The sequence below is a fragment of the Shewanella sp. GutDb-MelDb genome (assembly GCF_002836075.1).
Lineage (GTDB): Bacteria > Pseudomonadota > Gammaproteobacteria > Enterobacterales > Shewanellaceae > Shewanella.
In genome coordinates this window covers 1-25273 of the sequence record NZ_PJBM01000256.1, presented here as the reverse complement: position 1 = coordinate 25273, position 25273 = coordinate 1, and the positions used below count along the sequence as shown (strand labels likewise).

24 protein-coding genes and 2 tRNA genes are annotated in these 25273 nt (G+C 44.2%); 20 read left to right on the top strand and 6 right to left on the bottom strand.

All coding sequences use genetic code 11. The features are described 5' to 3' along the window. The first annotated feature begins 141 nt into the window (after window positions 1–141). From CXF82_RS17925 to lnt, 6 genes are all read left to right on the top strand, one after another. On the top strand, window positions 142–456 hold the full coding sequence (locus CXF82_RS17925; RefSeq protein ID WP_101089925.1) for a hypothetical protein: 315 nt from the start codon (window positions 142–144) through the stop codon (window positions 454–456). A gap of 95 nt (window positions 457–551) precedes the next feature. Continuing rightward, window positions 552–1979, top strand: a complete 1428-nt coding sequence (gene miaB, locus CXF82_RS17920) for a tRNA (N6-isopentenyl adenosine(37)-C2)-methylthiotransferase MiaB (protein WP_101089924.1) — start codon at window positions 552–554, stop codon at window positions 1977–1979. 161 nt (window positions 1980–2140) lie between these two features. Further along, a complete protein-coding gene (locus CXF82_RS17915) occupies window positions 2141–3181 on the top strand; it encodes a PhoH family protein (RefSeq protein ID WP_102044689.1) in 1041 nt (346 codons plus the stop codon). Beyond that, the gene (gene ybeY / locus CXF82_RS17910; protein ID WP_101089922.1) at window positions 3174–3644 is read left to right on the top strand and encodes an rRNA maturation RNase YbeY; all 471 of its coding nucleotides are present in this window, start codon (window positions 3174–3176) and stop codon (window positions 3642–3644) included. Before CXF82_RS17915 ends, ybeY begins: the two co-directional genes overlap by 8 nt. A 27-nt stretch (window positions 3645–3671) precedes the next feature. Further along, entirely contained in the window at window positions 3672–4547 is an 876-nt protein-coding gene (gene corC, locus CXF82_RS17905; protein WP_101089921.1) for a CNNM family magnesium/cobalt transport protein CorC, read from the top strand. Window positions 4548–4585: 38 nt separating this feature from the next. Then, window positions 4586–6142: an apolipoprotein N-acyltransferase gene (gene lnt / locus CXF82_RS17900; protein ID WP_101089920.1), complete on the top strand. Its 1557-nt coding sequence runs from the start codon at window positions 4586–4588 to the stop codon at window positions 6140–6142. 83 nt (window positions 6143–6225) lie between these two features. On the opposite strand, the gene CXF82_RS17895 is transcribed toward lnt, so the two are convergent. Together CXF82_RS17895 and CXF82_RS17890 are read right to left on the bottom strand one after the other, a co-directional pair. Continuing rightward, entirely contained in the window at window positions 6226–8091 is a 1866-nt protein-coding gene (locus CXF82_RS17895) for a methyl-accepting chemotaxis protein (protein ID WP_102038829.1), read from the bottom strand. A 293-nt stretch (window positions 8092–8384) separates the two neighbouring features. Next, complete coding sequence (locus tag CXF82_RS17890) at window positions 8385–8885, bottom strand: zinc ribbon-containing protein (RefSeq protein WP_101089918.1); 501 nt, start codon at window positions 8883–8885, stop codon at window positions 8385–8387. Between the two features lie 111 nt (window positions 8886–8996). Between CXF82_RS17890 and leuS the strand changes: the two genes are divergently transcribed. From leuS to lipA, 14 genes are all read left to right on the top strand, one after another. Continuing rightward, complete coding sequence (gene leuS / locus CXF82_RS17885; RefSeq protein ID WP_102044691.1) at window positions 8997–11576, top strand: leucine--tRNA ligase; 2580 nt, start codon at window positions 8997–8999, stop codon at window positions 11574–11576. A 59-nt stretch (window positions 11577–11635) separates the two neighbouring features. Then, a complete protein-coding gene (gene lptE / locus CXF82_RS17880) occupies window positions 11636–12130 on the top strand; it encodes an LPS-assembly lipoprotein LptE (protein ID WP_101089917.1) in 495 nt (164 codons plus the stop codon). Beyond that, on the top strand, window positions 12130–13161 hold the full coding sequence (gene holA / locus CXF82_RS17875) for a DNA polymerase III subunit delta (RefSeq protein ID WP_101089916.1): 1032 nt from the start codon (window positions 12130–12132) through the stop codon (window positions 13159–13161). Before lptE ends, holA begins: the two co-directional genes overlap by 1 nt. 2 nt (window positions 13162–13163) lie before the next feature. Beyond that, the gene (nadD, locus tag CXF82_RS17870; RefSeq protein WP_102044688.1) at window positions 13164–13799 is read left to right on the top strand and encodes a nicotinate-nucleotide adenylyltransferase; all 636 of its coding nucleotides are present in this window, start codon (window positions 13164–13166) and stop codon (window positions 13797–13799) included. A 114-nt stretch (window positions 13800–13913) separates the two neighbouring features. Continuing rightward, window positions 13914–14243, top strand: coding sequence for a ribosome silencing factor (gene rsfS, locus CXF82_RS17865; protein ID WP_101089914.1), 330 nt, complete (start codon window positions 13914–13916; stop codon window positions 14241–14243). Then, entirely contained in the window at window positions 14243–14713 is a 471-nt protein-coding gene (gene rlmH, locus CXF82_RS17860) for a 23S rRNA (pseudouridine(1915)-N(3))-methyltransferase RlmH (RefSeq protein ID WP_101089913.1), read from the top strand. The genes rsfS and rlmH overlap by 1 nt, the downstream gene beginning before the upstream one ends. 84 nt (window positions 14714–14797) lie before the next feature. Beyond that, complete coding sequence (gene mrdA / locus CXF82_RS17855) at window positions 14798–16654, top strand: penicillin-binding protein 2 (RefSeq protein WP_102044687.1); 1857 nt, start codon at window positions 14798–14800, stop codon at window positions 16652–16654. Further along, window positions 16651–17757 carry a rod shape-determining protein RodA gene (gene rodA / locus CXF82_RS17850; protein WP_101089911.1) on the top strand — a complete coding sequence of 369 codons (1107 nt, stop codon included), beginning with the start codon at window positions 16651–16653 and terminating at the stop codon, window positions 17755–17757. Before mrdA ends, rodA begins: the two co-directional genes overlap by 4 nt. A 97-nt stretch (window positions 17758–17854) precedes the next feature. After that, the gene (gene mltB, locus CXF82_RS17845; protein ID WP_102038832.1) at window positions 17855–18853 is read left to right on the top strand and encodes a lytic murein transglycosylase B; all 999 of its coding nucleotides are present in this window, start codon (window positions 17855–17857) and stop codon (window positions 18851–18853) included. Then, the gene (locus CXF82_RS17840; RefSeq protein ID WP_102038833.1) at window positions 18840–19631 is read left to right on the top strand and encodes a septal ring lytic transglycosylase RlpA family protein; all 792 of its coding nucleotides are present in this window, start codon (window positions 18840–18842) and stop codon (window positions 19629–19631) included. Before mltB ends, CXF82_RS17840 begins: the two co-directional genes overlap by 14 nt. 103 nt (window positions 19632–19734) lie before the next feature. Then, window positions 19735–20907: a serine hydrolase gene (locus CXF82_RS17835; protein WP_101090030.1), complete on the top strand. Its 1173-nt coding sequence runs from the start codon at window positions 19735–19737 to the stop codon at window positions 20905–20907. Between the two features lie 398 nt (window positions 20908–21305). Next, on the top strand, window positions 21306–21572 hold the full coding sequence (gene ybeD, locus CXF82_RS17830; RefSeq protein ID WP_101089908.1) for a DUF493 family protein YbeD: 267 nt from the start codon (window positions 21306–21308) through the stop codon (window positions 21570–21572). A 92-nt stretch (window positions 21573–21664) separates the two neighbouring features. After that, window positions 21665–22321 carry a lipoyl(octanoyl) transferase LipB gene (lipB, locus tag CXF82_RS17825; protein WP_101090029.1) on the top strand — a complete coding sequence of 219 codons (657 nt, stop codon included), beginning with the start codon at window positions 21665–21667 and terminating at the stop codon, window positions 22319–22321. Next, window positions 22318–23283 (top strand): lipoyl synthase, encoded by a 966-nt coding sequence (gene lipA, locus CXF82_RS17820; RefSeq protein ID WP_101089907.1) that lies wholly within the window; start codon window positions 22318–22320, stop codon window positions 23281–23283. Before lipB ends, lipA begins: the two co-directional genes overlap by 4 nt. 86 nt (window positions 23284–23369) lie before the next feature. Here lipA and rimI read toward each other — a convergent pair whose 3' ends face one another. The 4 genes from rimI to CXF82_RS17800 form a co-directional block, all read right to left on the bottom strand. Then, on the bottom strand, window positions 23370–23768 hold the full coding sequence (rimI, locus tag CXF82_RS17815) for a ribosomal protein S18-alanine N-acetyltransferase (protein WP_102044690.1): 399 nt from the start codon (window positions 23766–23768) through the stop codon (window positions 23370–23372). Window positions 23769–23803: 35 nt separating this feature from the next. Further along, the gene (locus CXF82_RS17810) at window positions 23804–24154 is read right to left on the bottom strand and encodes a DNA polymerase III subunit psi (protein ID WP_102044686.1); all 351 of its coding nucleotides are present in this window, start codon (window positions 24152–24154) and stop codon (window positions 23804–23806) included. A gap of 135 nt (window positions 24155–24289) precedes the next feature. Further along, window positions 24290–24366 (bottom strand) — tRNA-Trp (locus CXF82_RS17805). A gap of 199 nt (window positions 24367–24565) precedes the next feature. Further along, window positions 24566–24642: transfer RNA gene (locus CXF82_RS17800), tRNA-Trp, on the bottom strand. Window positions 24643–25273: the final 631 nt, after the last annotated feature.

Genomic DNA, 25273 nt, shown 5'->3' with positions numbered 1-25273 from the left:
CAGAGCACTCTAACGTATATAAATGTGTCTGAGACGCCAATGATTAACAACTGGTTACATACCATTCACACTCATATTCAAACCATACCATAGACTCAAATTGTCAAATGGATATATCCCTAAGGAATGAGTGAGAATAATATGAAATCATTAACCCTAGCTACGTTACTAATAACGCTATTCACCCCATTAGCCAGCATCGCGGCAGACTCACAGCAAGATATAGAGCACATGTCCGTCACTTATCGCAGTCCAATGGATTATGCTATTTACCAATATACCACTCATGTATTCAGCATGTTCAAACTGCAATTACGTGCTGACATCCACATACAAGCACGTATGAGTAGCCTGCAAATGGCTCAAGAACAAGGTGTTATCGACAATACTGTTAGTACAGAACAGCAAAAAACCATACCCGTACGTTTAACAAGGGCAATCAAGGCAGCAGATTAATTTCACTCAAACATAGGCTAAATGCTAGCCAGCAGCCCGCATAAGCGTTAAAATATTTCGCTATTTTTTCGGTGCATCTAGAGTGATACAAACTGATGAGTAAAAAACTCCATATTAAAACTTGGGGCTGTCAAATGAATGAGTACGACTCATCAAAGATGGCCGATCTTCTCGACGAATACGAAGGCTATACCCTGACAGATGATGCAACGGAAGCCGATGTGCTTTTGCTCAACACCTGTTCTATTCGTGAGAAAGCACAAGAAAAAGTTTTTCATCAGCTAGGGCGTTGGAAAACACTAAAAGACAAAAAACCGGGCCTTATTATTGGTGTTGGCGGCTGCGTAGCATCTCAAGAAGGTAAGGCAATTAAAGACCGTGCCCAGTGTGTGGATCTTATTTTCGGCCCACAAACACTGCACCGTCTACCAGAAATGATTGACCAGATTAAAGAGGGTAAAAAAGTCGTTATTGACGTCAGTTTCCCTGAGATTGAAAAGTTTGATCGCCTCCCCGAACCACGTGCTGACGGCCCTAGTGCCTATGTTTCCATCATGGAAGGTTGTAGTAAGTATTGCTCTTTCTGCGTTGTACCTTATACCCGTGGTGAAGAAGTCAGCCGTCCATTAGACGATATCATTCTTGAAATAGCCCAATTGGCTGATCAAGGTGTACGTGAAGTGAATTTGCTCGGCCAGAACGTAAATGCCTATCGCGGTGCAACCCACGATGATGAGATCTGTACCTTTGCAGAACTACTACGCTACGTTGCTGCGATTGATGGCATAGACCGCCTACGTTTTACCACCAGCCACCCAATTGAGTTCGGCCAAGATATTATTGATGTTTACGAAGACACTCCAGAGCTTGTGAGCTTCTTGCATCTACCGGTTCAATCTGGCTCAGATTTGATCCTGACGCAGATGAAGCGTGGCCATATGGCTATCGAATATAAGTCTATTATTCGCCGCTTGCGTAAAGCGCGTCCCGATATTCAGATTAGCTCTGATTTCATCATTGGCTTCCCAGGTGAATCTAAGCAAGATTTTGCTGACACAATGAAACTCATCGAAGACATTCAGTTTGATCATAGCTTTAGCTTTATTTACAGCGCACGCCCAGGTACACCCGCTGCCGATCTGCCAGATAACGTCTCACTGGAAGAGAAAAAAGAGCGCTTAGCCATATTGCAAGATCGTATCACTCAACAAGCCATGCGCTATAGCCGCCACATGGTCGGTACAGTGCAGCGCATTTTGGTTGAAGGGCCATCGGTTAAAAACCCAATGGAACTGCGTGGTCGTACTGAAAACAGTCGAGTGGTTAACTTTGAAGGTAAGCCGGAGCATATTGGCGGCTTTGTTGACGTTGAAATTGTTGATGTATACACCAACTCATTGCGCGGTGTATTTGTCCGCGCTGAAGATGAAATGGATTTACGTCGCGACTTACGTCCATCAGATATCGTCGCAAAGTATAAGCAAGATGACGCCATTGGTGTCACCCAATTTACCCCGTCTTAAAAGACTCGATAACCAAGGGTAAACACGTTTATAGGGCGGCATCTTAGATGCCGCTTTTTTCGTCCCTATAATCATTCAAAAATACCATTCGCATTTATTGATTATGCCTCGTAAACTAGAGTGCTCTCGCTCGGTAATATTCTTGAATCTGGAGTTATTTTTTGTCTAATAAGTTAACGACACTCAACCTGTATTTAGAGCCAGCGGAAACACGCAGACTAGCGTCACTTTGCGGTCCTTTTGATGACAACATTAAGCAATTAGAGCGCCGTATTGGTGTTGAGATCAGCTATCGTGACAATCATTTTCAGATAGTCGGCGTACCTAAAAACTGTTTAACTGCCAATAACTTACTCAGAGACTTGTATATTGAAACTCAGCCTCTTAAAGGCAGCACGCCAGATCTAGAACCTGATACTGTTCATATTGCCATTCAAGAAGCTGTCGCATTTGATATGGAAGCGCCTCGCGATGAGAAAGAGCTCTATATCAAAACAAAGCGTGGTGTAATTAAGCCACGGAATCCAAATCAAAGTGATTATGTGCGTAATATTGTCTCCCATGATATTACCTTTGGTATTGGCCCCGCGGGTACCGGCAAAACATACTTAGCCGTTGCCGCCGCGGTTGATGCACTAGAGCGTCAAGAAGTTCGCCGTATTCTTTTAACGCGTCCAGCCGTCGAAGCGGGTGAAAAACTGGGTTTTTTACCCGGCGACTTGAGTCAAAAGGTCGACCCGTATTTACGACCACTGTACGATGCGCTATTTGAGATGATGGGCTTTGAAAAAGTTGAGCGCCTATTAGAACGTAATGTCATTGAGGTTGCGCCACTGGCTTATATGCGCGGACGCACCTTAAACGATGCTTTTATCATTCTTGATGAAAGCCAAAACACTACAGTTGAACAGATGAAGATGTTTTTAACCCGTATAGGATTTAACTCTCGTGCGGTTATCACTGGTGACATCACTCAGATAGATCTGCCGAAACATCAAAAATCAGGTCTGCGTCATTCAATTGAAGTGTTAGGCGATGTCAGCGAAATTAGCTTTAACTTCTTCCAAGCCAAAGACGTCGTTCGTCATCCTATTGTGGCCAGAATTGTTGAAGCCTATGAAGCCTATGAGCTAAAGAGCCAGACAAGTAAAGGCAATAAAGATAGCCAATATCAGCTACAGGAAACACCCAATCATGACTAATGCACCAACAAGTGTAGATCTCGATCTGCAAATTGCAGTTGATGCCGTTGCACTTCCTTCAGCACAAGAGCTGGAACTTTGGGTGAAAACAGCACTCAGAAGTAGTATGGACCACGTAGAATTAACCATAAGAATTGTCGATTCTGCAGAAAGCCAGATGCTAAATAACACCTATCGCGGAAAAGATAAGCCCACCAATGTGCTCTCTTTCCCGTTTGAAGCTCCACCCGGCATAGAACTGCCACTACTGGGCGATTTAGTTGTCTGTGCAGCTGTGGTAGAGCAAGAAGCAATTGATCAAAACAAACCCCTTACCGCACATTGGGCGCACATGGTTGTACATGGTTGCCTCCATCTGCTAGGGTATGATCATATAGACAATATAGAGGCTGAAGAGATGGAGTCATTAGAGACCCAACTGATTGAAAGCCTTGGTTATAACAACCCTTATGAGGAGCAATAATTGACTCGAAAGAGTCAATAAAACACTATGAGTGACGATATCCCCCCGAGTACCAACGCCTCCAAGAAAGGCTGGTTGGAAAAAGTAAGTCAGTTATTCCAGGGCGAACCCAAAAGTCGCGAAGAATTGGTTGAGGTCATTCACGGTGCAGAACTACGTGAAGTGATCAGCGAAGACACGCGTGAAATGATTAAAGGTGTATTGGAAGTCTCCGATCTTCGAGTGCGGGACATAATGATCCCACGCGCGCAAATCGTCGCACTTCAAATAGACAACACAGTAGAAGAACTACTCTCTACCGTTATTGGCTCAGCACACTCCCGCTTTCCAGTAGTCAATGAAGACAAAGATCATATCGAGGGTATTTTACTCGCTAAAGATCTACTTCAGTATGGCTTTAAGAACAATGAAAAGCCTTTTGAACTTGGGCAAGTTATCCGCCCAGCAGTGGTCGTTCCGGAAAGTAAACGGGTCGACGTATTGTTAAAAGAGTTTCGTTCTCAACGTTATCATATGGCGATCGTCGTCGATGAATACGGTGGAGTGTCAGGTTTAGTGACAATTGAAGACATTCTCGAAGAGATTGTTGGTGATATTGAAGATGAATTTGATCATGACTCAGCTGAAGAGACTGAAATCAAACAAATCTCAAAACAAGTCTATATGGTCAAAGCATTAACGCCGATAGATGACTTTAATGACGCGTTTAGCACTCAATTCAGTGATGAAGAGTTTGATACCGTGGGTGGCTTAGTTTCTCATGCTTTTGGGCACCTGCCTGAACGTGATGAAAATGTCATGATTAAAGGCATTGAGTTTAAAGTCGTCAACGCAGATACCCGTAGATTAATCCAATTACGCGTAAAATTTCCCGATCCAGCTGCTAAAGAGAGCGTTGCCTAGCAATCGGCTCCCTTAACAGCGCCCAATGATGAGGCTGTATGCTGAGTAAATTACGGGCATTCGCCCATCATTCCTATCTGAGATTGGTGCTAGCCTTTGCGGCTGGCGCCATGACAGCGCTTGCTTTTGCCCCCTACTCTATTTGGCCACTTTATATCGTTGCGATGGCATTTGCCCTGCATCAAAGTGCCGGTTTATCCGCAAAACAAGGATTACATTACTGGCTAAGTTTCGGCTTTGGTTGCTTTTGTGTTGGTATTAGCTGGGTGCATGTCAGTATGGACACCTATGGTGGTATACCGCTAATTGCATCGATGAGTTTGATGGCGCTATTGGCACTTTATTTAGCAATCTATCCAGCGTTAACCGGCTATTTACTGCAAAAAATAGCCCCTAAAACCAGTATCAGCCGTAACTTAATGTTGTTCCCTGCGCTTTGGACATTAACGGAATGGGCTAGGGGCTGGGTACTCACTGGCTTCCCATGGCTTTGGGCGGGTTATAGTCAAACACAAGGACCACTGAAGCCCATTGCCTCGATGACGGGGACTTTGAGCTTAAGCTTTATCGTGGCTTTACTGGCCGGCGCATTGGCGCTTGGTATGGTTAAACGCTGGCGCAGTGCACTCATTATTGTGCCTGTAGCTGCAGTGCTCACGTTTATTGCGCCCTATACCTCCACGGTTGAGTCAAAAGGCGAAAGTCTCAGCGTTGCGCTTGTCCAAGGTAATATTCCCCAGAGTATGAAGTGGGAGCCCGACGCACTGTGGCCAACAATGCTCAAGTATATGGACTTATCTCGGCCAGAGTTTTCAGCAGATCTCATCGTCTGGCCAGAAGCGGCTATTCCGGCCCCCGAACACATGGTCAAAGATTTTCTTTATAATGCCAATCAAGCGGCTAATTTAAATAACAGTGCCATTATTACTGGGATTATCAGTCAGCGTGGTAACAGCTACTATAATTCACTGATTGTTTTAGGGAATTATGATGCAAAACAACAAGACAAAGGCGATTACTATGGTGAAGAGAAGAATGAATTTAGAAAGCACCACTTGTTACCTATCGGCGAATTTGTCCCATTTGAGTCACTGTTACGCCCTATAGCACCCTTGTTTAATTTGCCGATGTCATCCTTTAATCGTGGTGATTATTTGCAAGATAACTTAAATGCCGTTGGACACCAGATTACACCAGCAATTTGCTATGAAATTGCATTTCCTGAGCAGTTAAGAGCCAACGTAAATGAGCAGACTGACTTACTGTTAACTGTCTCTAATGATGCTTGGTTTGGCACTTCAAACGGACCGTTACAACACATGGAAATAGCTCAAATGCGTTCGGTTGAGCTTGGCAGACCTTTGGTCCGCGCCACCAATAACGGCGTGACTGCTGTCGTCAATGAAAAAGGCGATATCACCCACCAGCTCCCCCAGTTCGAAGCCGGTGTGTTAACAGCAGATATTCCATTGGTTAAAGGCCATACACTCTTCACCCTCTTCGGCCAATGGCCGGTGCTATTACTTTCAGCTCTTCTATTCGGTTTAGTATCAATAAGAAAGTTAAAGACAAACGGATTTACAAAGGCTAAATAACCTCAATATGTAAAAATATGAGATAAAAAAATACCCGTTATAAACGGGTATTTTGCTATCTGCTCTACTCACTAAAAATAACGTTAGACAATAAACTGGTTCAGCAGGGCTTCTTGTTGCTTAACCTGCTTCATCTGAGTCACCATGGCTGCATTAGCCTGTGTGGCGTTATCAGCCACCTCCATGGTTAGATCTTTAATGTTAGACGTATTTTTATTCATCTCTTCAGCAACCTGGCTCTGCTCCTCTGCAGCACTGGCTATCTGAAGATTCATGTCGGTAATATCCTGAATACTCTTGCGGATCTCTTTCAGGGTATCATTTGCCATCAATGCCTTTTCTACCGTGGTTTGGGTGGTGCCACGGCTTTCATCCATCACATTAACAACCGTAGCGACTCCTGACTGTAACTTCTCTATTTTGTCCTTAATTTCCGATGTGGACTCTTGAGTACGCGCTGCCAAGTTACGAACCTCATCAGCAACCACGGCAAAACCGCGGCCCGATTCACCGGCTCTAGCAGCCTCAATTGCGGCATTCAGTGCCAATAAGTTTGTTTGACCCGCGATTTCATTGATGACGCCAAGTATAGATTCGATACTAACAGTGTCTGCTTCTAACTCTTTTACAGCTTCGCTAGCTTGCATAATTTGTTCTGACAGATGATCAATGGAATCCGTTGTTTGATTCACTGCCGCTGCACCATCATTGACGGCAGCATCGGCTTGCTGAACAGCGGATGCTGCGCTCTGCGCATTTCCAGCCACTTCCGATGCAGTTACCGCCATTTCATGCATTGCCGTTGCAAGTTGCTCGATCTCCTGCGTCTGCTGTCCCATCGCACGAGAAGCCGATTTAGCGCCTTCTGCGGTCATTTCAGTCCCAATAGCAACTTCACCACCAATGACCTTTACCTGCTGGATCAAGTCTTGCAATTTGATAACAAAACTATTAAAACTGCTGGCTAAACTCGCGAACTCAACGTCAGATTCAGTGCTCAAGCGTCGTGTCAAATCCCCTTCGCCAGATGCCACGTCTTTCATCGCTTCGTTCAATATTCCCAATGGTTTCATTAGATGCCTGATGAGACCGGCCATCAGCAACGTCGCCACGACCAGAGCTAACAAGGAATAGAAGATAGCGTCACCACGCAACTTGTCAGCAGCGGCATAGATAACCTGTTCATCTAGTACGATACCCAAACTCCAATCTAAGCCGGATAACGGGTTAAAAATAACAGTATGTATTTTACCATCGATGTTGATGTGGCTAGTTTTCTGAGTCACATCCAATTGTTCCCCGAATACCTGACTCATAGGACGTCCATTCATACTCGCATCTGGGTAGGCAATAAAGTCGCCGTTGTTGCCTACAATAAAGGCATAACCCGCACCGAATAAGTTCGCTTTGTTACTAATATCCGCTAACGCTTTAAGACTGATATCCGCAAACATAGCTCCCTCAAACTGACCATTTTTAAACAGAGGTGCAGCCACAGACACTAAGATCTCTCCAGTGCTAGCGTCAGCATAGGGCTCGGTAAATAATTGTCGCCCTTTTTGTTTCGCCTCTTGATACCACATTCGCTTGCGAGGATCATAGTTTTGCGGTTGCCAGCTCGCTTCATTGCCGATGAAATGCCCCGACTCCAGCCCCATACCCGCTAAGATAAAATGTTGCTTAATGACAGGCTGACCTAACACTTGCTGAAAATGTTCATCCGAGAGGTCTGACTCGAATAGAGAAGCAGCAAAACGAGTAAGATCTGCTTTTTCAGCCATAACAGCTTCTATATTATTTTTCATCGAATCGACCAACTCAGCCACACTCAGACTGACCTGATCATTTATCTGCTGTTTAACTTGGAAATACTGGTAGCTCGATAAGCTCCCTAGCGACAAGAGCAAGATCAGACTCGCGCTAATAACAATTTTATGTACAAACTTCATGCTAATCCCCAAAAACTACCGATGCTTTACTCGAATCTAAAGCTTGCATCTACAACGACCCAGTCGAACATCTCCATATGATTGACCAGAAATGAATATCATCTATTACTGTTATTAACATCGGCTGCGTTCACGGGTAGCTTTAGTGATTGGTGGTAAAAAAGTATATGGAATGTAACTTTAGGATAGAAAACAAGTAAATAAGCAGAAGTAAATATTGAAGGACCGCATTGTTATTTAAGCAATGCGGATTAATAAGCGTAAAAAACATTCAAAATGACCACGGTATTGAGCTAAGGTGCTAATGCTTCACGAGTAAACTCGCCGTTATCACACTCAGTACAATCAGATAGAACCCCTGGGAATTCGATTTTCGATTCATGGCCACAAGCCGTGCATACCATGGTTCCTTGGCCAACTATTTCGCCCGATACATAATAGCCGTGATGCTTAAAATCTTGTGCCACCTCATGCCATTCAATCTGGCTTCTGTCAGTAATTTCACTGAGCCAATGCCATAACGTATTTTCAACCGTGATCATTGTTGGACTATGACTCAGATCTTTAGCGTTTCTCTCTTGTAGGAAACTGGCGATATCACGTTTTAAAAATTGTTCAACTAAAGCTAACTCTTCAGCCTTTGCTTGCTGTTTAATAGCCAAGTATTCTTTACAGGTCTGAGTCTGACTATATAAACTCTTTACAGTCAGAGAGTTATCGTCACTGTATTGCGTTTTTATTTGTTGAATTAGTGCCTCGTAAAGCGAAAGTAACTCAGTACTTTGTTCACTCATAATAAATACTCCTTAGACGAACCTTTTTAATGACTCACTTCTAGTTTATTCTATGTCGATATAACTCGCGCATAAACAGCGCTAGATCAAACAATGGCCGGAAATACATTGATGCAAGAGCAATATACTCCTTCTGAAATTGAAGCAAAAGTGCAACAGCACTGGAAAGATGAAAAGACATTTGAAGTTACCGAAGATGAAAACAAAGAAAAGTTTTACTGCCTTTCTATGTTTCCTTACCCTTCAGGTCGACTCCATATGGGCCATGTGCGTAACTACACCATAGGTGATGTTGTTGCTCGTTACCAACGACTGCAAGGCAAAAATGTTCTGCAACCTATCGGTTGGGACTCTTTTGGCCTGCCTGCAGAGAATGCGGCAATCAAAAATAATACCGCGCCTGCGCCATGGACTTATGAAAACATCGACTACATGAAGAACCAGCTTAAAATGCTTGGCTTTGGTTATGACTGGTCGCGTGAAATAGCCACTTGTACACCTGAGTATTACCGTTGGGAACAATGGTTTTTCACCAAACTTTACGAGAAAGGCCTCGTTTACAAGAAGACGGCATCGGTTAATTGGTGTCCAAATGATGAAACCGTTCTCGCGAACGAGCAAGTCATCGACGGCTGCTGCTGGCGCTGTGATACTACTGTAGAGCAAAAAGAGATCCCACAGTGGTTCATTAAGATCACTGAGTATGCCGATGAGCTTCTTAATGACCTCGACCAGTTAGACGAATGGCCTGAGCAAGTTAAGACCATGCAGCGCAACTGGATTGGCCGCAGTGAAGGTATCGAAATGACGTTCCAGGTTGCTAATAGCGACCAGAGCTTCGATATCTATACCACTCGCCCAGATACTGTTATGGGAGTCACTTACGTTGCTATTGCAGCCGCTCATCCATTAGCAGAGCAAGCTGCAGCGAATAACCCTGCCCTTGCTGATTTTATCGAAGAGTGTAAAAACGCTGATACTACTGAAGCGGCTATGGCTGCAATGGAGAAAAAAGGCGTTGCTACCGGTCTTAATGCAATTCACCCGCTAACCGGTAAAGAAGTGCCTATCTGGGTCGGTAACTTTGTATTAATGAACTACGGTACTGGCGCTGTTATGTCGGTCCCGGCACACGATCAACGTGATTATGAATTTGCCAAAAAATACGGCCTAACCATCGAAGGCGTTGTTAAGCCTGTTGATAACGAACTTGATATCAGCGAAGAGGCTTACACTGATAAAGGTGTACTGTTTAATTCAGCTGAATTTGACGGTCTTGATTTTCAAGCAGCGTTTGATGCCATTGATGCCAAGCTAGTAGCTGAAGGCAAAGGTAAACGTCAAGTGAACTTCCGTCTACGCGACTGGGGTGTTTCACGCCAACGTTACTGGGGCGCACCCATTCCGATGGTCACCTTGGCTGATGGAACCATTATCCCAACACCTGAAGATCAACTTCCTGTTATCTTGCCTGAAGATGTTGTCATGGATGGGATTCAGAGTCCTATTAAAGCTGACAAAGAGTGGGCAAAAACGCAAGTTAATGGTCAGGAAGCTTTCCGCGAAACAGATACCTTCGATACCTTTATGGAGTCATCTTGGTACTACGCGCGTTACTGCAGTCCTCATGCCGATGAAATGCTAGATCCTGCTAAAGCTAACTACTGGTTGCCAGTCGATCAATACATTGGTGGCATTGAGCACGCTTGTATGCACCTATTGTATTTCCGCTTCTTCCACAAATTGTTACGCGATTCAGGTCTAGTGAACTCTGACGAGCCCGCTAAGCGTCTACTGACTCAAGGTATGGTACTGGCTGATGCTTACTACTATAACAATGCAAAAGGCGCACGCGTTTGGGTTGCCCCAAGCGATGTCACAGTGCTTGAGACTGATGATAAAGGCCGTACTGTTAAAGCCGTAGACAGCGAAGGTCATGAGTTGGTTTATACTGGTATGAGCAAAATGTCTAAGTCTAAGAATAACGGTATTGACCCACAAGAGATGGTCAATAAGTACGGTGCTGACACCGTTCGTTTATTCATGATGTTCGCCGCGCCACCAGAGCTAACGCTTGAATGGCAAGAGTCGAGTGTTGAAGGTGCACATCGCTTTATTAAGCGTTTGTGGAAAACAGCACATGATCATGTTGCCGCGGGTCCAACTGTAGAATTAGATTTAAAGTCACTTAACGCTGCTCAAAAAGAGCTGCGCCGTGAACTGCATAAAACCATTGCTAAAGTGGGTGATGATATTGAGCGTCGTCAAATGTTCAACACTGCTATCGCGTCGGTGATGGAATTGATGAACCGCTTACAAAAAGCTGCCACTGACACTGAACAAGACAGAGCATTGATGCAAGAAGCATTAAGCGCTGTGACGCGTTTGCTTTACCCTATCATTCCTCACACTAGCTTTAGCTTGTGGAATGAACTGGGCAATACCGGTGCGATTGAAGACGTACTTTGGCCAGAAGTAGACGAAGCAGCACTGGTTGAAGACAGCAAGCTTATTATCGTGCAAGTTAACGGTAAGCTACGCGCTAAAATTACTGTTGCAGCAGATGCAAGCAAAGAAGAAGTTGAAGCGACAGGGTTGGCTGAAGAGGGTGTGGTTAAGCACACTGAAGGCAAAACTGTTCGTAAAGTTATCTACATCCCGGGCAAATTGCTCAACATTGTAGCTAACTAAATGCAGGCTAATTTGCTTTGCACACCGACAATGCAAACAAGGAAGACTAAACAAAGCTTATGCTAATTAAACGCATATTTTTAGTAACCTTAGCACTGAGCGTACTGCTCAGTGCGGGTTGCGGCTTTAAATTACAGGGAAGCTACTCTATCCCTGAACAGCTGCAAACATTGAGCTTAAGCAGCCAAGACGAATACAGTGAATTAACTCGTCTCGTGCGTGAACGTTTAAGACTTAACCGTATTGCCGTTGTTGAGCCAACAGATGAGATCCCAACCGTTCGCATTATTAGCGACTCACTAGACCGTTCAACGCTGTCTATTTATCCAACAGGTAACGTGGCTGAGTATGAGTTGATCTACCAAGTCTCTTTTGCTGTGCAACTGCCAAATGCTGAATCTCAGCGTTTTGAAGTTGATATTCACCGCGATTATTTGGACGATCCGCGTACTGCGCTAGCAAAGAGCCGCGAGATGCAATTGCTGCTCAAAGAGATGCGCAATCAAGCTGCCGATCGTATTATTCAGACTTTGGCTACTATAGAGGTTAATTGATGCGGGTATACCCAGATCAATTGCTGCGAAATATCAGCCCCTTGCCACAATGCTGCCTTATTTTTGGTGATGACCCTTGGCTATGTGAACAAAGCCGAATTGCATTGTACCAAGTCGCTAAACAGCAAGGCTTCGATGAGAAAATTCAATTAACCCAGGAAACTGGTTTCAATTGGAATGAGTTAATCGAGCAATGGCAAGCCATGAGCTTGTTCTCCAGTCGCCGTATTATTGAACTCACACTGCCGACGGCAAAACCAGGCACTGAAGGTAGCGCCATGTTCCAATCTTTAATGCAGATGGATAATCCTGATGTATTGTTGATTTTAACGGGCCCTAAACTTGCTGCAGAACAAACCAAGAGTAAATGGTTCAAATCCCTAGACGCTAAAGGCGTTTATGTTCCGTGTATCACCCCAGAAGGCGCACAGTTTCAGCGTTGGCTTGATACTCGGATCAGCCATTATGCATTGTCTTTATCTCGTGATTCCCGAGAGATGCTATTTGCATTATATGAAGGCAATTTACTTGCCGCGGATCAAGCGTTGCAGTTACTGCAGTTACTCAGCCCAACAGCGCCGATTGAACCGGAGCAGTTAACTCAGTATTTTGAAGATCAGTCGCGGTTTAGTGTTTTCCAGCTAACCGATGCCATGTTGAGTAACCAACAAGACAAAGCGCAACATATTCTGTCACAGCTAAAAAGTGAGGGAGTGGCAATGCCAATCATACTCTGGTCACTATTCAAAGAGTTGGCCGTTTTGCTGCAGCTCAAAACAGCGGAAACCAGCGGCCAACCAATACAAGCCCTTTGGAGCAAGCTACGCATCTGGGACAAACGTAAGCCCTTATATCAACAGGCACTCAAGCGTTTATCACTGTCGCAAGTCAAAACGCTGCTTTCAACCTCATCGGTACTAGAGCTAAAACTTAAGCAGCAAGGCATAGAAGACTGGACCGGACTTAGCCATGTAAGTCTGCTTTTTGATGCTAAAGCTCATAAAGCACTTGAACATATAGCCATAGACTAATCATGAAAATAGGCATTCTAGGCGGTACCTTCGACCCCTTGCATTTTGGTCATCTTCGTCCGGCGATGGAGGTGCAGCAACAGCTTGAGTTGGATGAGATCTGGCTAATGCCAAATCATATTCCGCCGCACAAAAACAGCACCCATGTCAGCACTGATGACCGATTGGCAATGGCGCAAGCGGTATGTAATGAATTTCCACAACTCCAACTATGCGCAATTGAAGCCAGTCGAGAAACCCCCTCCTATACTGTCACCACGCTCACGGCACTAAAACAACAATACCCAATGCATGAGTTTTATTTTTTAATGGGGATGGATTCATTTTTAGGATTACAAAGCTGGTATCAATGGCAGAGACTATTTGATTTGTGCCACTTAGTTGTGTGTCAGCGACCAGGATGGACACTATCAGATGAGCACCCAATGCAAACGGTGTTAGCTCAACAGAGTGCAATAACAGCAGTAGAAAGCAGGCCAAAAACCGGCGGTATTTTTTGCGTATCAATCACAGAGCAGCCGTTTTCGTCAACTCAGATACGCGCCGATATTAGCAAGGGCTTATCGGTTGATGAGGCATTACCCACCAGTGTCCAGTTGTATATAAAGCAGCATAGACTATATGGCTCAAAGGCTTAGTGCTGGCCACAAAAATCTTCACGGCTAATCTCATTATTTCTAAGCTTCGCTATTAATCTAAACCCTATAACCTGCTATACTATCGCGCTGTCTAAAAATTAATGGGGTATCCGCGTGGAAAGCGCCGAGCTAAAGCAATTTGTAATCGATAAGGTTGAAGACCTTAAAGCTAAAGATATTGTCGTCATGGACATATCAGAGAAATCTAACATCGCCGATTTTATGGTGGTTTGTACAGGTAACTCAAAAACTCATGTAAAATCAATCGCAGAGAACTTAGTGGTTGAATCAAAGCGTGCTGGCCTAAAGATTTTAGGTGTCGAAGGCCGTGAGAGCAGCGAATGGGTTCTTGTTGACCTAGGCGATGTGATCATGCACGTAATGCAAGATCAAACTCGCGACTTCTACCAGCTTGAAAAGCTATGGTCAGAAAAACCTGAATAATGAAAATTCAGTTAGTTGCAGTAGGGACCCGCATGCCAGATTGGGTCGAAACAGGTTTTAAAGAATATCAGCGCCGATTCCCTCGGGATATGGCGCTTGAGTTAATTGAAATCCCTGCTGGCAAACGCGGTAAAAATGCCGATATAACTCGTATCCTCCAAAAAGAGGGCGAGTTAATGTTGGCGGCAATCCCTAAGGGTAACCATATTGTCAGCCTCGATCTTCCAGGTAAAAACCTGAAGACTCCAGAACTGGCGCAACAGATGAACAAATGGCTACTCGATGGCCGAGATGTCAGTCTGTTAATTGGCGGCCCCGAGGGTTTATCTCCTGACTGTAAACAAGCAGCAGCGCAAAGTTGGTGTTTATCAGCGTTAACCCTTCCTCACCCTTTGGTAAGAGTGATTGTTGCAGAAAGTCTTTACCGAGGCTGGAGCATTAATAATAATCATCCCTACCATAGAGAATAATATCGACTTTACATTCAGTTAGTCTTACCTTTACGGGAATAAGATATGTGCCTGGCACCTTTTTTTGAGCAGGAGAAAATGTAAGTGTCCCCTAGAAAGCGCATCACCATGAACGACCATGCAGCTGAGGCCTCGCTGTTTAAACGTCGCGCTCTTTTTACTTTCCTTTGTGTTTTCATTCTGCTGAGCATACTTTTCGTCAATCTGTATCAGCTGCAAATCCTCTCATACAACGATTATGAAACACGATCCAACGATAACCGGATCAGGGTCGTACCTGTAGCCCCGAGTCGAGGTCTTATATACGACCGTAATGGACAGTTACTTGCCGAAAATCAACCTTTCTTCTCTTTGGAAATGGTGCCTGAAAAAGTCGACAACATCAGTGAAACCTTGGACCAACTTGGCCAAATAGTCTCTCTCACTGATGATGAAAAAGAGAGTGTCATTGAAGCACTTAAATACCACCGCCGCTTTAAACCTCTCACCATAAAGAATAAATTGACTGAAGAGCAAGTCGCGGAGTTTAGTGTTAATCAACATCGATTCCCTGGTATTTCGATAGAAGCGGGGTTAAAACGCCATTACCCTTATAATGGCCTAATGACTCATGCGTTGGGCTACGTTGGAAGAATCAACGGTCGCGACAGAACATCGCTTGAGAAAAATAATCAGTGGAGCCGCTACGCCGCCACCAAAGATATTGGCAAACTGGGTATAGAAAAATTCTACGAAAGCATGCTACTCGGTAAACCAGGTCATCTGGAAGAAGAGGTCAATAACCGCGGTCGTACCATTCGTACATTAAAATCAGAGCCACCGGTTCCTGGCCAAGATATATACCTAACCTTAGACCTTAATCTGCAAAAAAAGGCCATGGAATTACTCAATGGTCGCCGTGGTTCGGTGGTTGCTATTGATCCACGCGATGGCGGAATTTTAGCTCTTTTATCAAGTCCAACTTACGATCCAAACCCATTTGTTCACGGTATTAGCAGTAAAGCTTATAACAAGCTGCTCAATTCAACATCACGTCCATTAATTAACCGTGCAACCCAAGGCCAATATGCTCCAGCATCGACGGTGAAACCACACCTTGCGCTACTGGGGCTAGAAAGTAAGGCTATCACACCAAAAACCCGTATTTGGGATCCTGGTTTTTGGCAGATCCCAGGGGTTGAACGCAAATACCGAGATTGGAAGCGTTGGGGTCATGGCTGGGTTGATGTTAACAGCGCTATCGTTGGTTCCTGCGATACCTATTTCTATGATTTAGCCTATAAAACAGGGGTCGATGCCATTGCCAAATTTATGGAACCCTTTGGGTTTGGTGAGCGTACGGGTATCGATATCTATGAAGAATCCGCCGGTATCATGCCATCTAAAGATTGGAAACGTCTGCGCTATAATCAGCCTTGGTATATTGGTGATACCATTTCCGTGGGTATTGGTCAGGGGTACTGGACTACAACCCCACTACAGCTGGCAAATGCTGCAACTATTATGGCCAATAAAGGCCGCCGTTTTGTACCGCATCTACTTAAATCAATTCAAGACCAAACTGCCAAAATTGATTCGCCCACAGACGAACTGGCTCCCATTGTGCTTAACAATCCAAAGAACTGGGACATCATTAGTGAAGCTATGCGGGACACCGCGCACAAATCTCGTTTCAAAGATGCCAAATATACTGCTGCAATGAAAACAGGTACAGCTCAAGTGTTCAGTCTGGCAGAAGATGCTAAGTATGACGCTGATACCATTGATGAACGCTTACGAGACAATGCATTGGTTATTGCCTATGCACCCTATGAGAACCCCACGATAGTACTGGCTGTAGTGCTTGAAAATGCGGGTTGGGGTGGTAAGAATGCCGGCCCTGTAGCACGGGCTCTACTTGATGAGTATTTACTAAGAGATTCATGGGACAAAAAAGAATGAGTGCACACAACCATCGGCAAAATATATGGCAGCGCCTACATATTGATCTGCCTTTGCTCATTGGACTATTAGCATTAATGGGCTTTGGGCTATTTGTTATCTACTCCGCTGGCGGTGAAGACTTAGCCTTAATGGACCGCCAATTAGTGCGTATGGGCTTGTCTCTGGTGATCATGTTTGCCGTCGCGCAAATAAACCCTGAAGTTTTTCGCCGCTGGGCGTTCCCCATCTACATTACGGGAATAATATTGCTACTTGGAGTACATTTTTTTGGCGAGATTAATAAAGGAGCACAACGCTGGCTCAATCTTGGCTTTATGGAGTTCCAGCCTTCTGAGTTAATGAAACTCGCTTTCCCGATCACCATGGCTTGGTATATCAGTAAGTTCCCACTGCCGCCTAAAAAACGCTATTTAGCCGGCGCTATCGTCATTTTACTGGTGCCAACCTTACTTATCGCCAAGCAGCCCGACCTAGGCACCTCTATTTTGGTCGCGGCATCAGGTATATTTGTATTGTTTCTATCCGGCATGAGCTGGCGAATTGTCGGCGGGTTTATCGGTTCGGTGTTAGCCATGTTACCCGCGCTATGGTTTTTCTTCATGCACGATTACCAGCGAACCCGCGTTCTAACGCTACTGAATCCAGAAAAAGACCCTCTTGGTGCCGGCTACCATATCATTCAATCTAAAATTGCTATCGGTTCTGGTGGGCTTTGGGGCAAAGGTTGGCTGGAGGGTACTCAATCTCAACTCGAGTTTTTACCTGAGCGTCATACGGACTTCATCTTCGCCGTCATTGGTGAAGAATTCGGTCTTATCGGAAGCTTGTTACTGTTGACTCTGTATCTTTATGTCATCGGCCGCGGACTCGTTATCGCTTCACGAGCCCAAACTAGTTTTGCTCGATTATTAGCGGGCAGCATAACCTTAACCTTCTTTGTTTATATTTTTGTAAATATAGGCATGGTTTCAGGCATATTGCCTGTGGTAGGTGTACCACTGCCGTTAATCAGTTATGGTGGTACATCCATGCTGACATTGATGACTGGATTTGGGATTCTAATGAGTATTCATACTCACAGACGATTCATCGATAGATAACCTTCACAGCAACCGAAAACAAATATTAACTCGATAGTGTTTACCGTATTCAGGTATCACCGTAAACGTTTAATCGACATTGAGGATTGTATAGCAGATGACACTGTTAAACCGTTTTATAACACCCTTAGCGCTCACCATTTTGTCGGCTTCCGCATTCGCAAACGTCATAGAACCCTCTGTCGATGAGCTAAAAGCTGAGTTTATTCAAACACAAAGCGCTAAAGGCTTTAGTGATGCCGAAACTAAAGCCTTTATTGATAATGCGGAATTTAACCAAGCGGTTATTGACGCTATGACCAAGCCTTGGGAAGCTAAACCTTGGCACCAATACTATCCGATTTTTCTTACCGAAAAACGTCTCGCGGCAGGGCTAGCATTCTGGAAAGAACATGCCGAAACCATCGATAAAGCCGCTAAAGAGTTCAATGTTGATCCGCAAATAATTGTCGCCATAATCGGAATAGAAACTTTTTACGGCGGTTATATGGGCAACTACCCGGTTAAAGACGCTTTATACACATTAGGGTTTCATTACCCCCCGAGAGCAACCTTCTTCCGCAGTGAGTTTGCTAACCTGCAAGCATTAGTAAAAGAGGAGAAGCTTGATATCAATAGCCTAAAAGGCTCGTATGCCGGTGCGATGGGATTTGGCCAGTTTATCCCCTCGAGTTACCGTCACTACTCCGTAGACTTTGATAATGATGGCAGTCGAGATCTACTCAATAGTCCGGTTGATGCTATTGGCAGCGTCGCAAATTACTTTCATCAACATGGCTGGCAACAAAACCAGCCAGTGGCAGTAAAATTAACCTTGACTAAAGAACTGCCTGCAGCGGTAAAAACATGGGCTGGTGAGAAGATGCACTACACGATTGCGGATATTTTATCACCCAGTGTAGCGCTTGCTAAATCGATGGATATAGATGTATCTCAACCCGCACTAGTGGTTAAGCTAGAACAAACTGACAAAGATGAGTACTGGCTAGGCTTAAAGAATTTCTACGTCATCACCCGTTATAATCGAAGCCCTCTTTATGCGATGGCGGTATACCAGTTTAGCCAGGAACTTGAACAAGCTTATGCAGCGCACTAACGCCCTTGTTGTTATCTTATTAGCCGCTATTTTGGCTGCTTGCTCTAGCAGCAACCAAAACAGCCGCTACGATATTGCCGATGATAAAGCGCCAGCAACGGCGCCAGATGTATCAAAAGTCGAAGACGCTCATCCAAAGTTTGAACCCTATAGCCGTGGCGGCAATAAGACTAATTACACTGTTCGGGGTAAAAACTATCAAGTCATGGATAGCAGCCAAGGCTATCAAGAAAAAGGCATTGCCTCCTGGTATGGCGCTAAGTTTCATGGCCATTTAACTTCTAATGGTGAAACCTATGATATGTACTCAATGTCAGCGGCACACAAAAGCTTGCCACTGCCGAGTTATGTGAGGGTCACTAACCTAAAAAATAATAAAAGTGTCATTGTTCGAGTCAATGATCGCGGCCCTTTTCATGAAGACCGACTCATTGATTTATCCTATGCTGCCGCCCATAGACTCGACATGCTAAAAACCGGCACCGCCAATGTAAGCCTTGAAGTGATCTACATTGCCAACCCGGAATCTATTGCATTAGCAGAACTTAAAGGGACTGAACTACATTTTATCCAAATTGTGGCGTCTTCTAACAAAACACGCCTAGAAACCTTAGCTAAAGATCTTGAAAAAAAATACCAAGTAAACAGCCGGTTGCAAGAATCTAACAATCTATACCGCTTGCAGCTTGGTCCGATTGGACAAGCGCAGTTAGCGAGCAAACTGACAGAAACACTCAAACAGCAAGGTTATCCACAAAGCTACTTGATAACTGAATGAAACAAGATTAATGAACCTAGCGCGAATTAGCTTGTCGACTAATGATATACTTTGCGGAACTTCGCTTTCATCATTCCTAAAAATAAAGACGTGCATGATTAATATGAACTTATTAGACCAACCTATAAAAACGCTTTTGCTCGCGACCTCAATCGCCGCATTTTCTGCACAAGCTGCCCCAGTTATGACACCAAATGCACCGACTGTTGCGGCTAAAGCCTATGTCTTGTTGGATTACAATACCGGGCAGATCATTGCAGAAAACAATGCATACGAAAGCCTTAATCCTGCGAGCTTAACTAAAATGATGACCAGTTATGTCATTGGTCATGAGATAAAAGTTGGCAACGTATCACCTTCAGATGAAGTGACTATTAGTAAAAAAGCTTGGTCAAAGAACTTCCCTGATTCATCAAAAATGTTTATCGAAGTCGGTAAAACTGTTTCGGTGGCAGAGCTTAACAAAGGCATTATCATTCAATCTGGTAATGACGCTTGTGTCGCAATGGCTGAGCATATCGCCGGTACAGAAGACGGCTTTGTTGACCTGATGAACTCATGGGCAAAACAATTAGGCATGCAAGATAGTTATTTTGAAAACTCCCACGGACTTGATTCAGAGAACCATAAAAGCACAGCTTATGATATGGCTATCTTAGGCGCTGCTATCATTCGTGATGTGCCTGATGAATATGCAGTCTACAAAGAAAAATCCTTTACTTATAATGGCATCAAGCAATATAACCGCAACGGTCTTTTGTGGGACAAGAGCCTAAATGTCGACGGTATAAAGACTGGCCACACCTCTGGCGCAGGCTATAACCTTGTGACTTCAGCGACCAAAGATGGCATGCGTCTTATTTCAGTCGTCATGGGTACCAAGAGTGAGTCAGCTCGTAAAGCAGAGAGTAAAAAGCTGCTTAATTACGGCTTCCGCTTTTTCGAAACCGTCACTCCTTACCAAGCAGGTGATAGTTTCGTTACTCAAAAAATTTGGTATGGCGATAGAGAAACCATTGATCTTGGCGTTACCACTGATACACCCATCACGATTAGCCGTGGGCAAGCCAAAAACCTACAAGCCAACTTTGAGCTAACCAAAGAGCTTAAAGCGCCTATCGCCAAAGGCGAAACGGTTGGTCGCATCTACTTCCAGTTAAATGGTAAGGATATTGCGCAGTTCCCACTTGTAACATTACAAGAAGTGAACGAGGGCAGTTGGTTTAGTCAACTCATGGATTACTTTAAGCAGATGTTTGAAGGTTGGTTGAGCTAATCAGACAAACGCGATTATAAGCCACCTCAGGGTGGCTTTTTGCGTTTAATAGCTTTGATATTACCTAGAACCAATTGAATTAAGTAAGTCGTCAATTCAGAAACGCTCAACCTTTTCAATTCAAGGTACATTGGCGAGAGAATGGTATTCCCTTGTGAGCCAATGTAAAGCAGAAGTGGAATGCCTGAGTGCTTCCCTTTGGGTGGGTTTCAAAGCGCTGCATGCTGCGGCAGAATCTCTTGCTATAGAATAACTATTAACTTCAAGCTTCCGACTTGCCTTCAGCGCTTTGAACTCCCACTGAATGAACAGATACTTAATGCAATTGGTATTAGTACACTTGAATTCGCTATAATTGACACCATATAACAGTTAGAGAAATTGCTGAGAGTAAAAAAATGTTAGATACTAAATTTGATGAATTAATGGAATTCCCAAACTCATTTCCATTCAAAGTTGTCGGTGAAGCTCACGAAACTTTAGCCGAACGTGTTGTTTCTGTTGTCCAACAACATGCTCCAGGCGATTACTCGCCAAGCACGAAAGTCTCAAGTAAAGGCACTTATCACTCAATCACCATTCGAGTAACGGTCCTTAGTAAAGAACATGTAGAAATTTTATACGTCGAACTTGCCAAAATAGAGGGTGTTAAACGCGTCTTATAAATATTACTCGTTGCTGATAAATGTGATCTGTCTTACATTTATCAAATTGAGGCGTATAATAGCCACACTTATATTTGGGGGAGAGGTTGCCCTTGCTAGAAAGCGTTTTGCATATTCGACATCTTGGTAAGCAAGATTACGAATCAGTGTGGCATGCGATGCAGCACTACACAGATAATCGCGATGAAAACAGTCCTGACGAGATCTGGATTGTTGAACATACGCCCGTCTTTACTCAAGGCCAAGCTGGCAAGAGTGAGCATATCCTCAATCCTGGAGACATCCCAGTTATCCAAGTTGACCGCGGCGGTCAGGTGACTTACCACGGCCCAGGACAATTGGTTGTTTATCCTCTGTTAGATATTAAACGACTCAAAGTGGGTGTACGACAACTCGTCACTCATATTGAACAAAGTATTGTCAACATGCTCAAACGTTATGATGTAGAAGCTTATGCTAAAGCTGATGCACCTGGCGTGTATGTGGAAGAACGAAAAATTGCATCACTCGGTCTACGGATTAGAAAAGGATGCTCTTTCCATGGATTGGCTCTCAATGTAGATATGGACATGTCCCCCTTTCAACGCATCAACCCATGTGGGTATGCCGGAATGGAGATGATCCAATGCAAACAGCTCGGTGGACCACAAACTGTCGAAGAAGCTGGAAAACAGTTAATAGAAACCCTTAGCCACGAGCTTGGTTTAAGCAATCTAGTTCATCATCAAGGATTACCAGAATCATTATGAATAGGCCTGAAAGATTACAACCTGGCGTTAAGTTAAGAGACGCAGACAAGGTTTCCCGCATTCCAGTGAAAGTTGTCCCTTCTGAGCGCGACACCATGCTGAGAAAGCCCGATTGGCTGCGCGTTAAGCTACCCGCTTCTAATCAGCGTATTACAGAGATAAAACAAGCCCTACGTAAGAATGGTTTGCACTCAGTTTGCGAAGAAGCGTCATGCCCTAACCTGTCTGAGTGTTTCAACCACGGTACAGCCACCTTTATGATTTTGGGTGCTATCTGTACTCGACGTTGTCCTTTCTGCGACGTTGCACACGGACGCCCACTAAAGCCTGATGGAGAAGAGCCGAAGAAACTAGCTCAAACCATCAAGGATATGAAGCTTAAGTACGTGGTAATCACCTCAGTAGACCGTGATGACCTGCGTGATGGTGGTGCACAACACTTTGCTGATTGTATTCGCGAAATCCGCGTATTAAATCCTGAAATTAAGATTGAAACCTTAGTGCCTGATTTCCGTGGCCGCATCGATAAAGCGCTCGAGATTTTAGCGACTGAGCCGCCAGATGTGTTTAACCACAACTTAGAAACAGCGCCGATGCACTATCGTAAAGCGCGACCAGGTGCGAACTACCAATGGTCACTCGATCTACTTAAGAAGTTTAAAGATCGTCATCCTGACATACCGACAAAATCAGGGCTAATGATGGGATTGGGTGAAACTAACGAAGAGATAGCGCAAGTGCTGCACGATCTTCGGGCTCACAATGTTGAGATGCTAACCTTAGGTCAATACTTGCAACCATCAAAATTCCATCTGCCAGTCGAGCGCTACGTGCCTCCAGCAGAGTTTGATGAGTTAAAAGTATTAGCAGAAAGCATTGGATTTACCCATGCAGCTTGTGGACCTTTAGTTCGCTCAAGCTACCATGCAGACCTGCAAGCACAAGGTAAAGAAGTTAAATAGCTTCACTTGTGTCAGCGATAAAAAGATAAAAAAATAGCGCCTATCTGGCGCTATTTTTTATCTACAATTCATACAGATTATGCGTTCTAAAAGGTCAAAGTCATTAATATGGCATCTTCAGGTTCGCCTGCGGTCTTATAGTAAGCTTTACGCACCCCTGATTGCTCAAAGCCAGCCTTTACATATAATGCCCTAGCACCCACACCAGACTCTCGCACTTCAAGCATTAACGTTTCAGCCTCTTTAGCTTGAGCTTGTCTAATCACAGTATCAAGCAAGGCTTTGCCGTAACCTTTACCTTGATGCTTAAGCTCAACACAGATATCCATTAAGGTCGCATCTTCAAAAATCTGATGCAATATCGCAAAGCCACACAACTCATCGCCTTCATATACACCTAAGCAAGTATACAAAGGCCCAAAGCAACTCTTTATTGTCGACTCAGACATCGGGTGACTATGCGCACTGGCCGCTATTAGCGCCATCTCAGGCGTCGATAGTTCAGTAAGAGGGATAACGGTCACTCTGAATCCTTTTTAACGATAAAGGGCTGCATATTACGCCATAGTAACTTTTTAGCTTCAGGGTTAGATTCAATCTCATTAATCGGAGCCGAGATTAATATATTGTCAACGCTGTCCACTTGTTTACCGCGCATATCCCAAATGACTTTTGAATTTGATTCAGCACTTGTGGCAAAACGTACATGGTTACGATCGTAACCAAGCATCTCAAGCACTTTAGAAATGATGGGGCTGTCAGTCTCAGTCAGCCTACGCGGACTCACCAGTACGGTTGATACCTCAGCCTTCAATTTAGCTTTTACCCAACGGGTAATCCCCATTGCATCTAAGTAGTCATTCGATTTCATGCTGGCTCAAAAGAGAATAAAGGTGAGTAAGGATAACAGTTCACTCGCAAGCTTGTGAAGCCATCTAATCCTAACGTTGAGGTTTCTAAATTCCAGATGCAAAAAAGCCGAGCTAATGCTCGGCTTTTTCTAATTTGGCAGGGGTGGGGAGACTCGAACTCACAACATGCGGTTTTGGAGACCGCCGCTCTACCAATTGGAGCTACACCCCTGTTGACGAGACGCATTATGCGTAAACAGACCTAAAAGGTAAAGTACTTTTTTATATAAAAGCTATCGACTGCAGGTTTTTCGGTCAACACACGCATAACAGCGTAAATGTGTAGAAAGCAGCCCAAATAGCAGCACCAAAAAAGAGTGAGAAAATAGCGGATGCAAAAAAGCCGAGCTAATGCTCGGCTTCTTCTAATTTGGCAGGGGTGGGGAGACTCGAACTCACAACATGCGGTTTTGGAGACCGCCGCTCTACCAATTGGAGCTACACCCCTGTTGAAGTCGTTACTATGCGTAAACAGACTAAAAAGGTAAAGTACTTTTTAAGGCAAACCCTCTGACTGCCTTTTTTTCAATCAAGAAAGCAATAAAGCAAACCCAATTATGCTCTTTCGACACACTATATATTTCCGTTACTGGCCAAGTTGCTAGACGAGAAAATACAAGAACTCTAGATTAACTCTAAACATGATGCTTCAACTATCACTATTTTAGGAATATCTATCTAATTGGCACTATAATCCCATCTGTATCTAACAGATATTATCTTAATTTTAGAAGTCGATTTAGCATTGTCCATTACCACTCTACTAAGCTTCTGCTATCGAATAGTCAGTCATGGTAAGCATAAACCAATGCTTATAATCGACAGTAAAATCTAGTCATCATATTTTATGCGACCAAGTCCTAAATACTGCGTTAACTGAAGTAATTAACGCCACCTTCTAGAGTTCTATGCTGATAATCCCCTATTAACAACGGGCTGTTCAATCTCTTTCGAGACCGATCTTAGAAAGAGTGGCGCCTGAAAATGTTCGATTCGCAACTGGGTTATATCGCCCACAACACGATTATGCCGATGCTACTGCCCCCTGCATTCTGCATTCTGTCGTTCCGGCAATTCAT

Excerpts from the sequence above, each read along its gene's own strand:
- CXF82_RS17810 (WP_102044686.1), bottom strand. The coding sequence starts at position 24,154 with ATGAAATCGAATGACTACTTAGATGCAATGGGGATTACCCGTTGGGTA.
- lptE (WP_101089917.1), top strand. The coding sequence starts at position 11,636 with ATGCTAATTAAACGCATATTTTTAGTAACCTTAGCACTGAGCGTACTG.
- nadD (WP_102044688.1), top strand. The coding sequence starts at position 13,164 with ATGAAAATAGGCATTCTAGGCGGTACCTTCGACCCCTTGCATTTTGGT.
- ybeY (WP_101089922.1), top strand. The coding sequence starts at position 3,174 with ATGACTAATGCACCAACAAGTGTAGATCTCGATCTGCAAATTGCAGTT.
- CXF82_RS17895 (WP_102038829.1), bottom strand. The coding sequence starts at position 8,091 with ATGAAGTTTGTACATAAAATTGTTATTAGCGCGAGTCTGATCTTGCTC.
- rodA (WP_101089911.1), top strand. The coding sequence starts at position 16,651 with ATGAGTGCACACAACCATCGGCAAAATATATGGCAGCGCCTACATATT.
- corC (WP_101089921.1), top strand. The coding sequence starts at position 3,672 with ATGAGTGACGATATCCCCCCGAGTACCAACGCCTCCAAGAAAGGCTGG.
- CXF82_RS17840 (WP_102038833.1), top strand. The coding sequence starts at position 18,840 with ATGCAGCGCACTAACGCCCTTGTTGTTATCTTATTAGCCGCTATTTTG.
- lipA (WP_101089907.1), top strand. The coding sequence starts at position 22,318 with ATGAATAGGCCTGAAAGATTACAACCTGGCGTTAAGTTAAGAGACGCA.
- leuS (WP_102044691.1), top strand. The coding sequence starts at position 8,997 with ATGCAAGAGCAATATACTCCTTCTGAAATTGAAGCAAAAGTGCAACAG.
- CXF82_RS17890 (WP_101089918.1), bottom strand. The coding sequence starts at position 8,885 with ATGAGTGAACAAAGTACTGAGTTACTTTCGCTTTACGAGGCACTAATT.
- CXF82_RS17925 (WP_101089925.1), top strand. The coding sequence starts at position 142 with ATGAAATCATTAACCCTAGCTACGTTACTAATAACGCTATTCACCCCA.
- mltB (WP_102038832.1), top strand. The coding sequence starts at position 17,855 with ATGACACTGTTAAACCGTTTTATAACACCCTTAGCGCTCACCATTTTG.
- miaB (WP_101089924.1), top strand. The coding sequence starts at position 552 with ATGAGTAAAAAACTCCATATTAAAACTTGGGGCTGTCAAATGAATGAG.
- holA (WP_101089916.1), top strand. The coding sequence starts at position 12,130 with ATGCGGGTATACCCAGATCAATTGCTGCGAAATATCAGCCCCTTGCCA.
- rlmH (WP_101089913.1), top strand. The coding sequence starts at position 14,243 with ATGAAAATTCAGTTAGTTGCAGTAGGGACCCGCATGCCAGATTGGGTC.
- lnt (WP_101089920.1), top strand. The coding sequence starts at position 4,586 with ATGCTGAGTAAATTACGGGCATTCGCCCATCATTCCTATCTGAGATTG.
- CXF82_RS17835 (WP_101090030.1), top strand. The coding sequence starts at position 19,735 with ATGAACTTATTAGACCAACCTATAAAAACGCTTTTGCTCGCGACCTCA.
- ybeD (WP_101089908.1), top strand. The coding sequence starts at position 21,306 with ATGTTAGATACTAAATTTGATGAATTAATGGAATTCCCAAACTCATTT.
- rimI (WP_102044690.1), bottom strand. The coding sequence starts at position 23,768 with ATGGCGCTAATAGCGGCCAGTGCGCATAGTCACCCGATGTCTGAGTCG.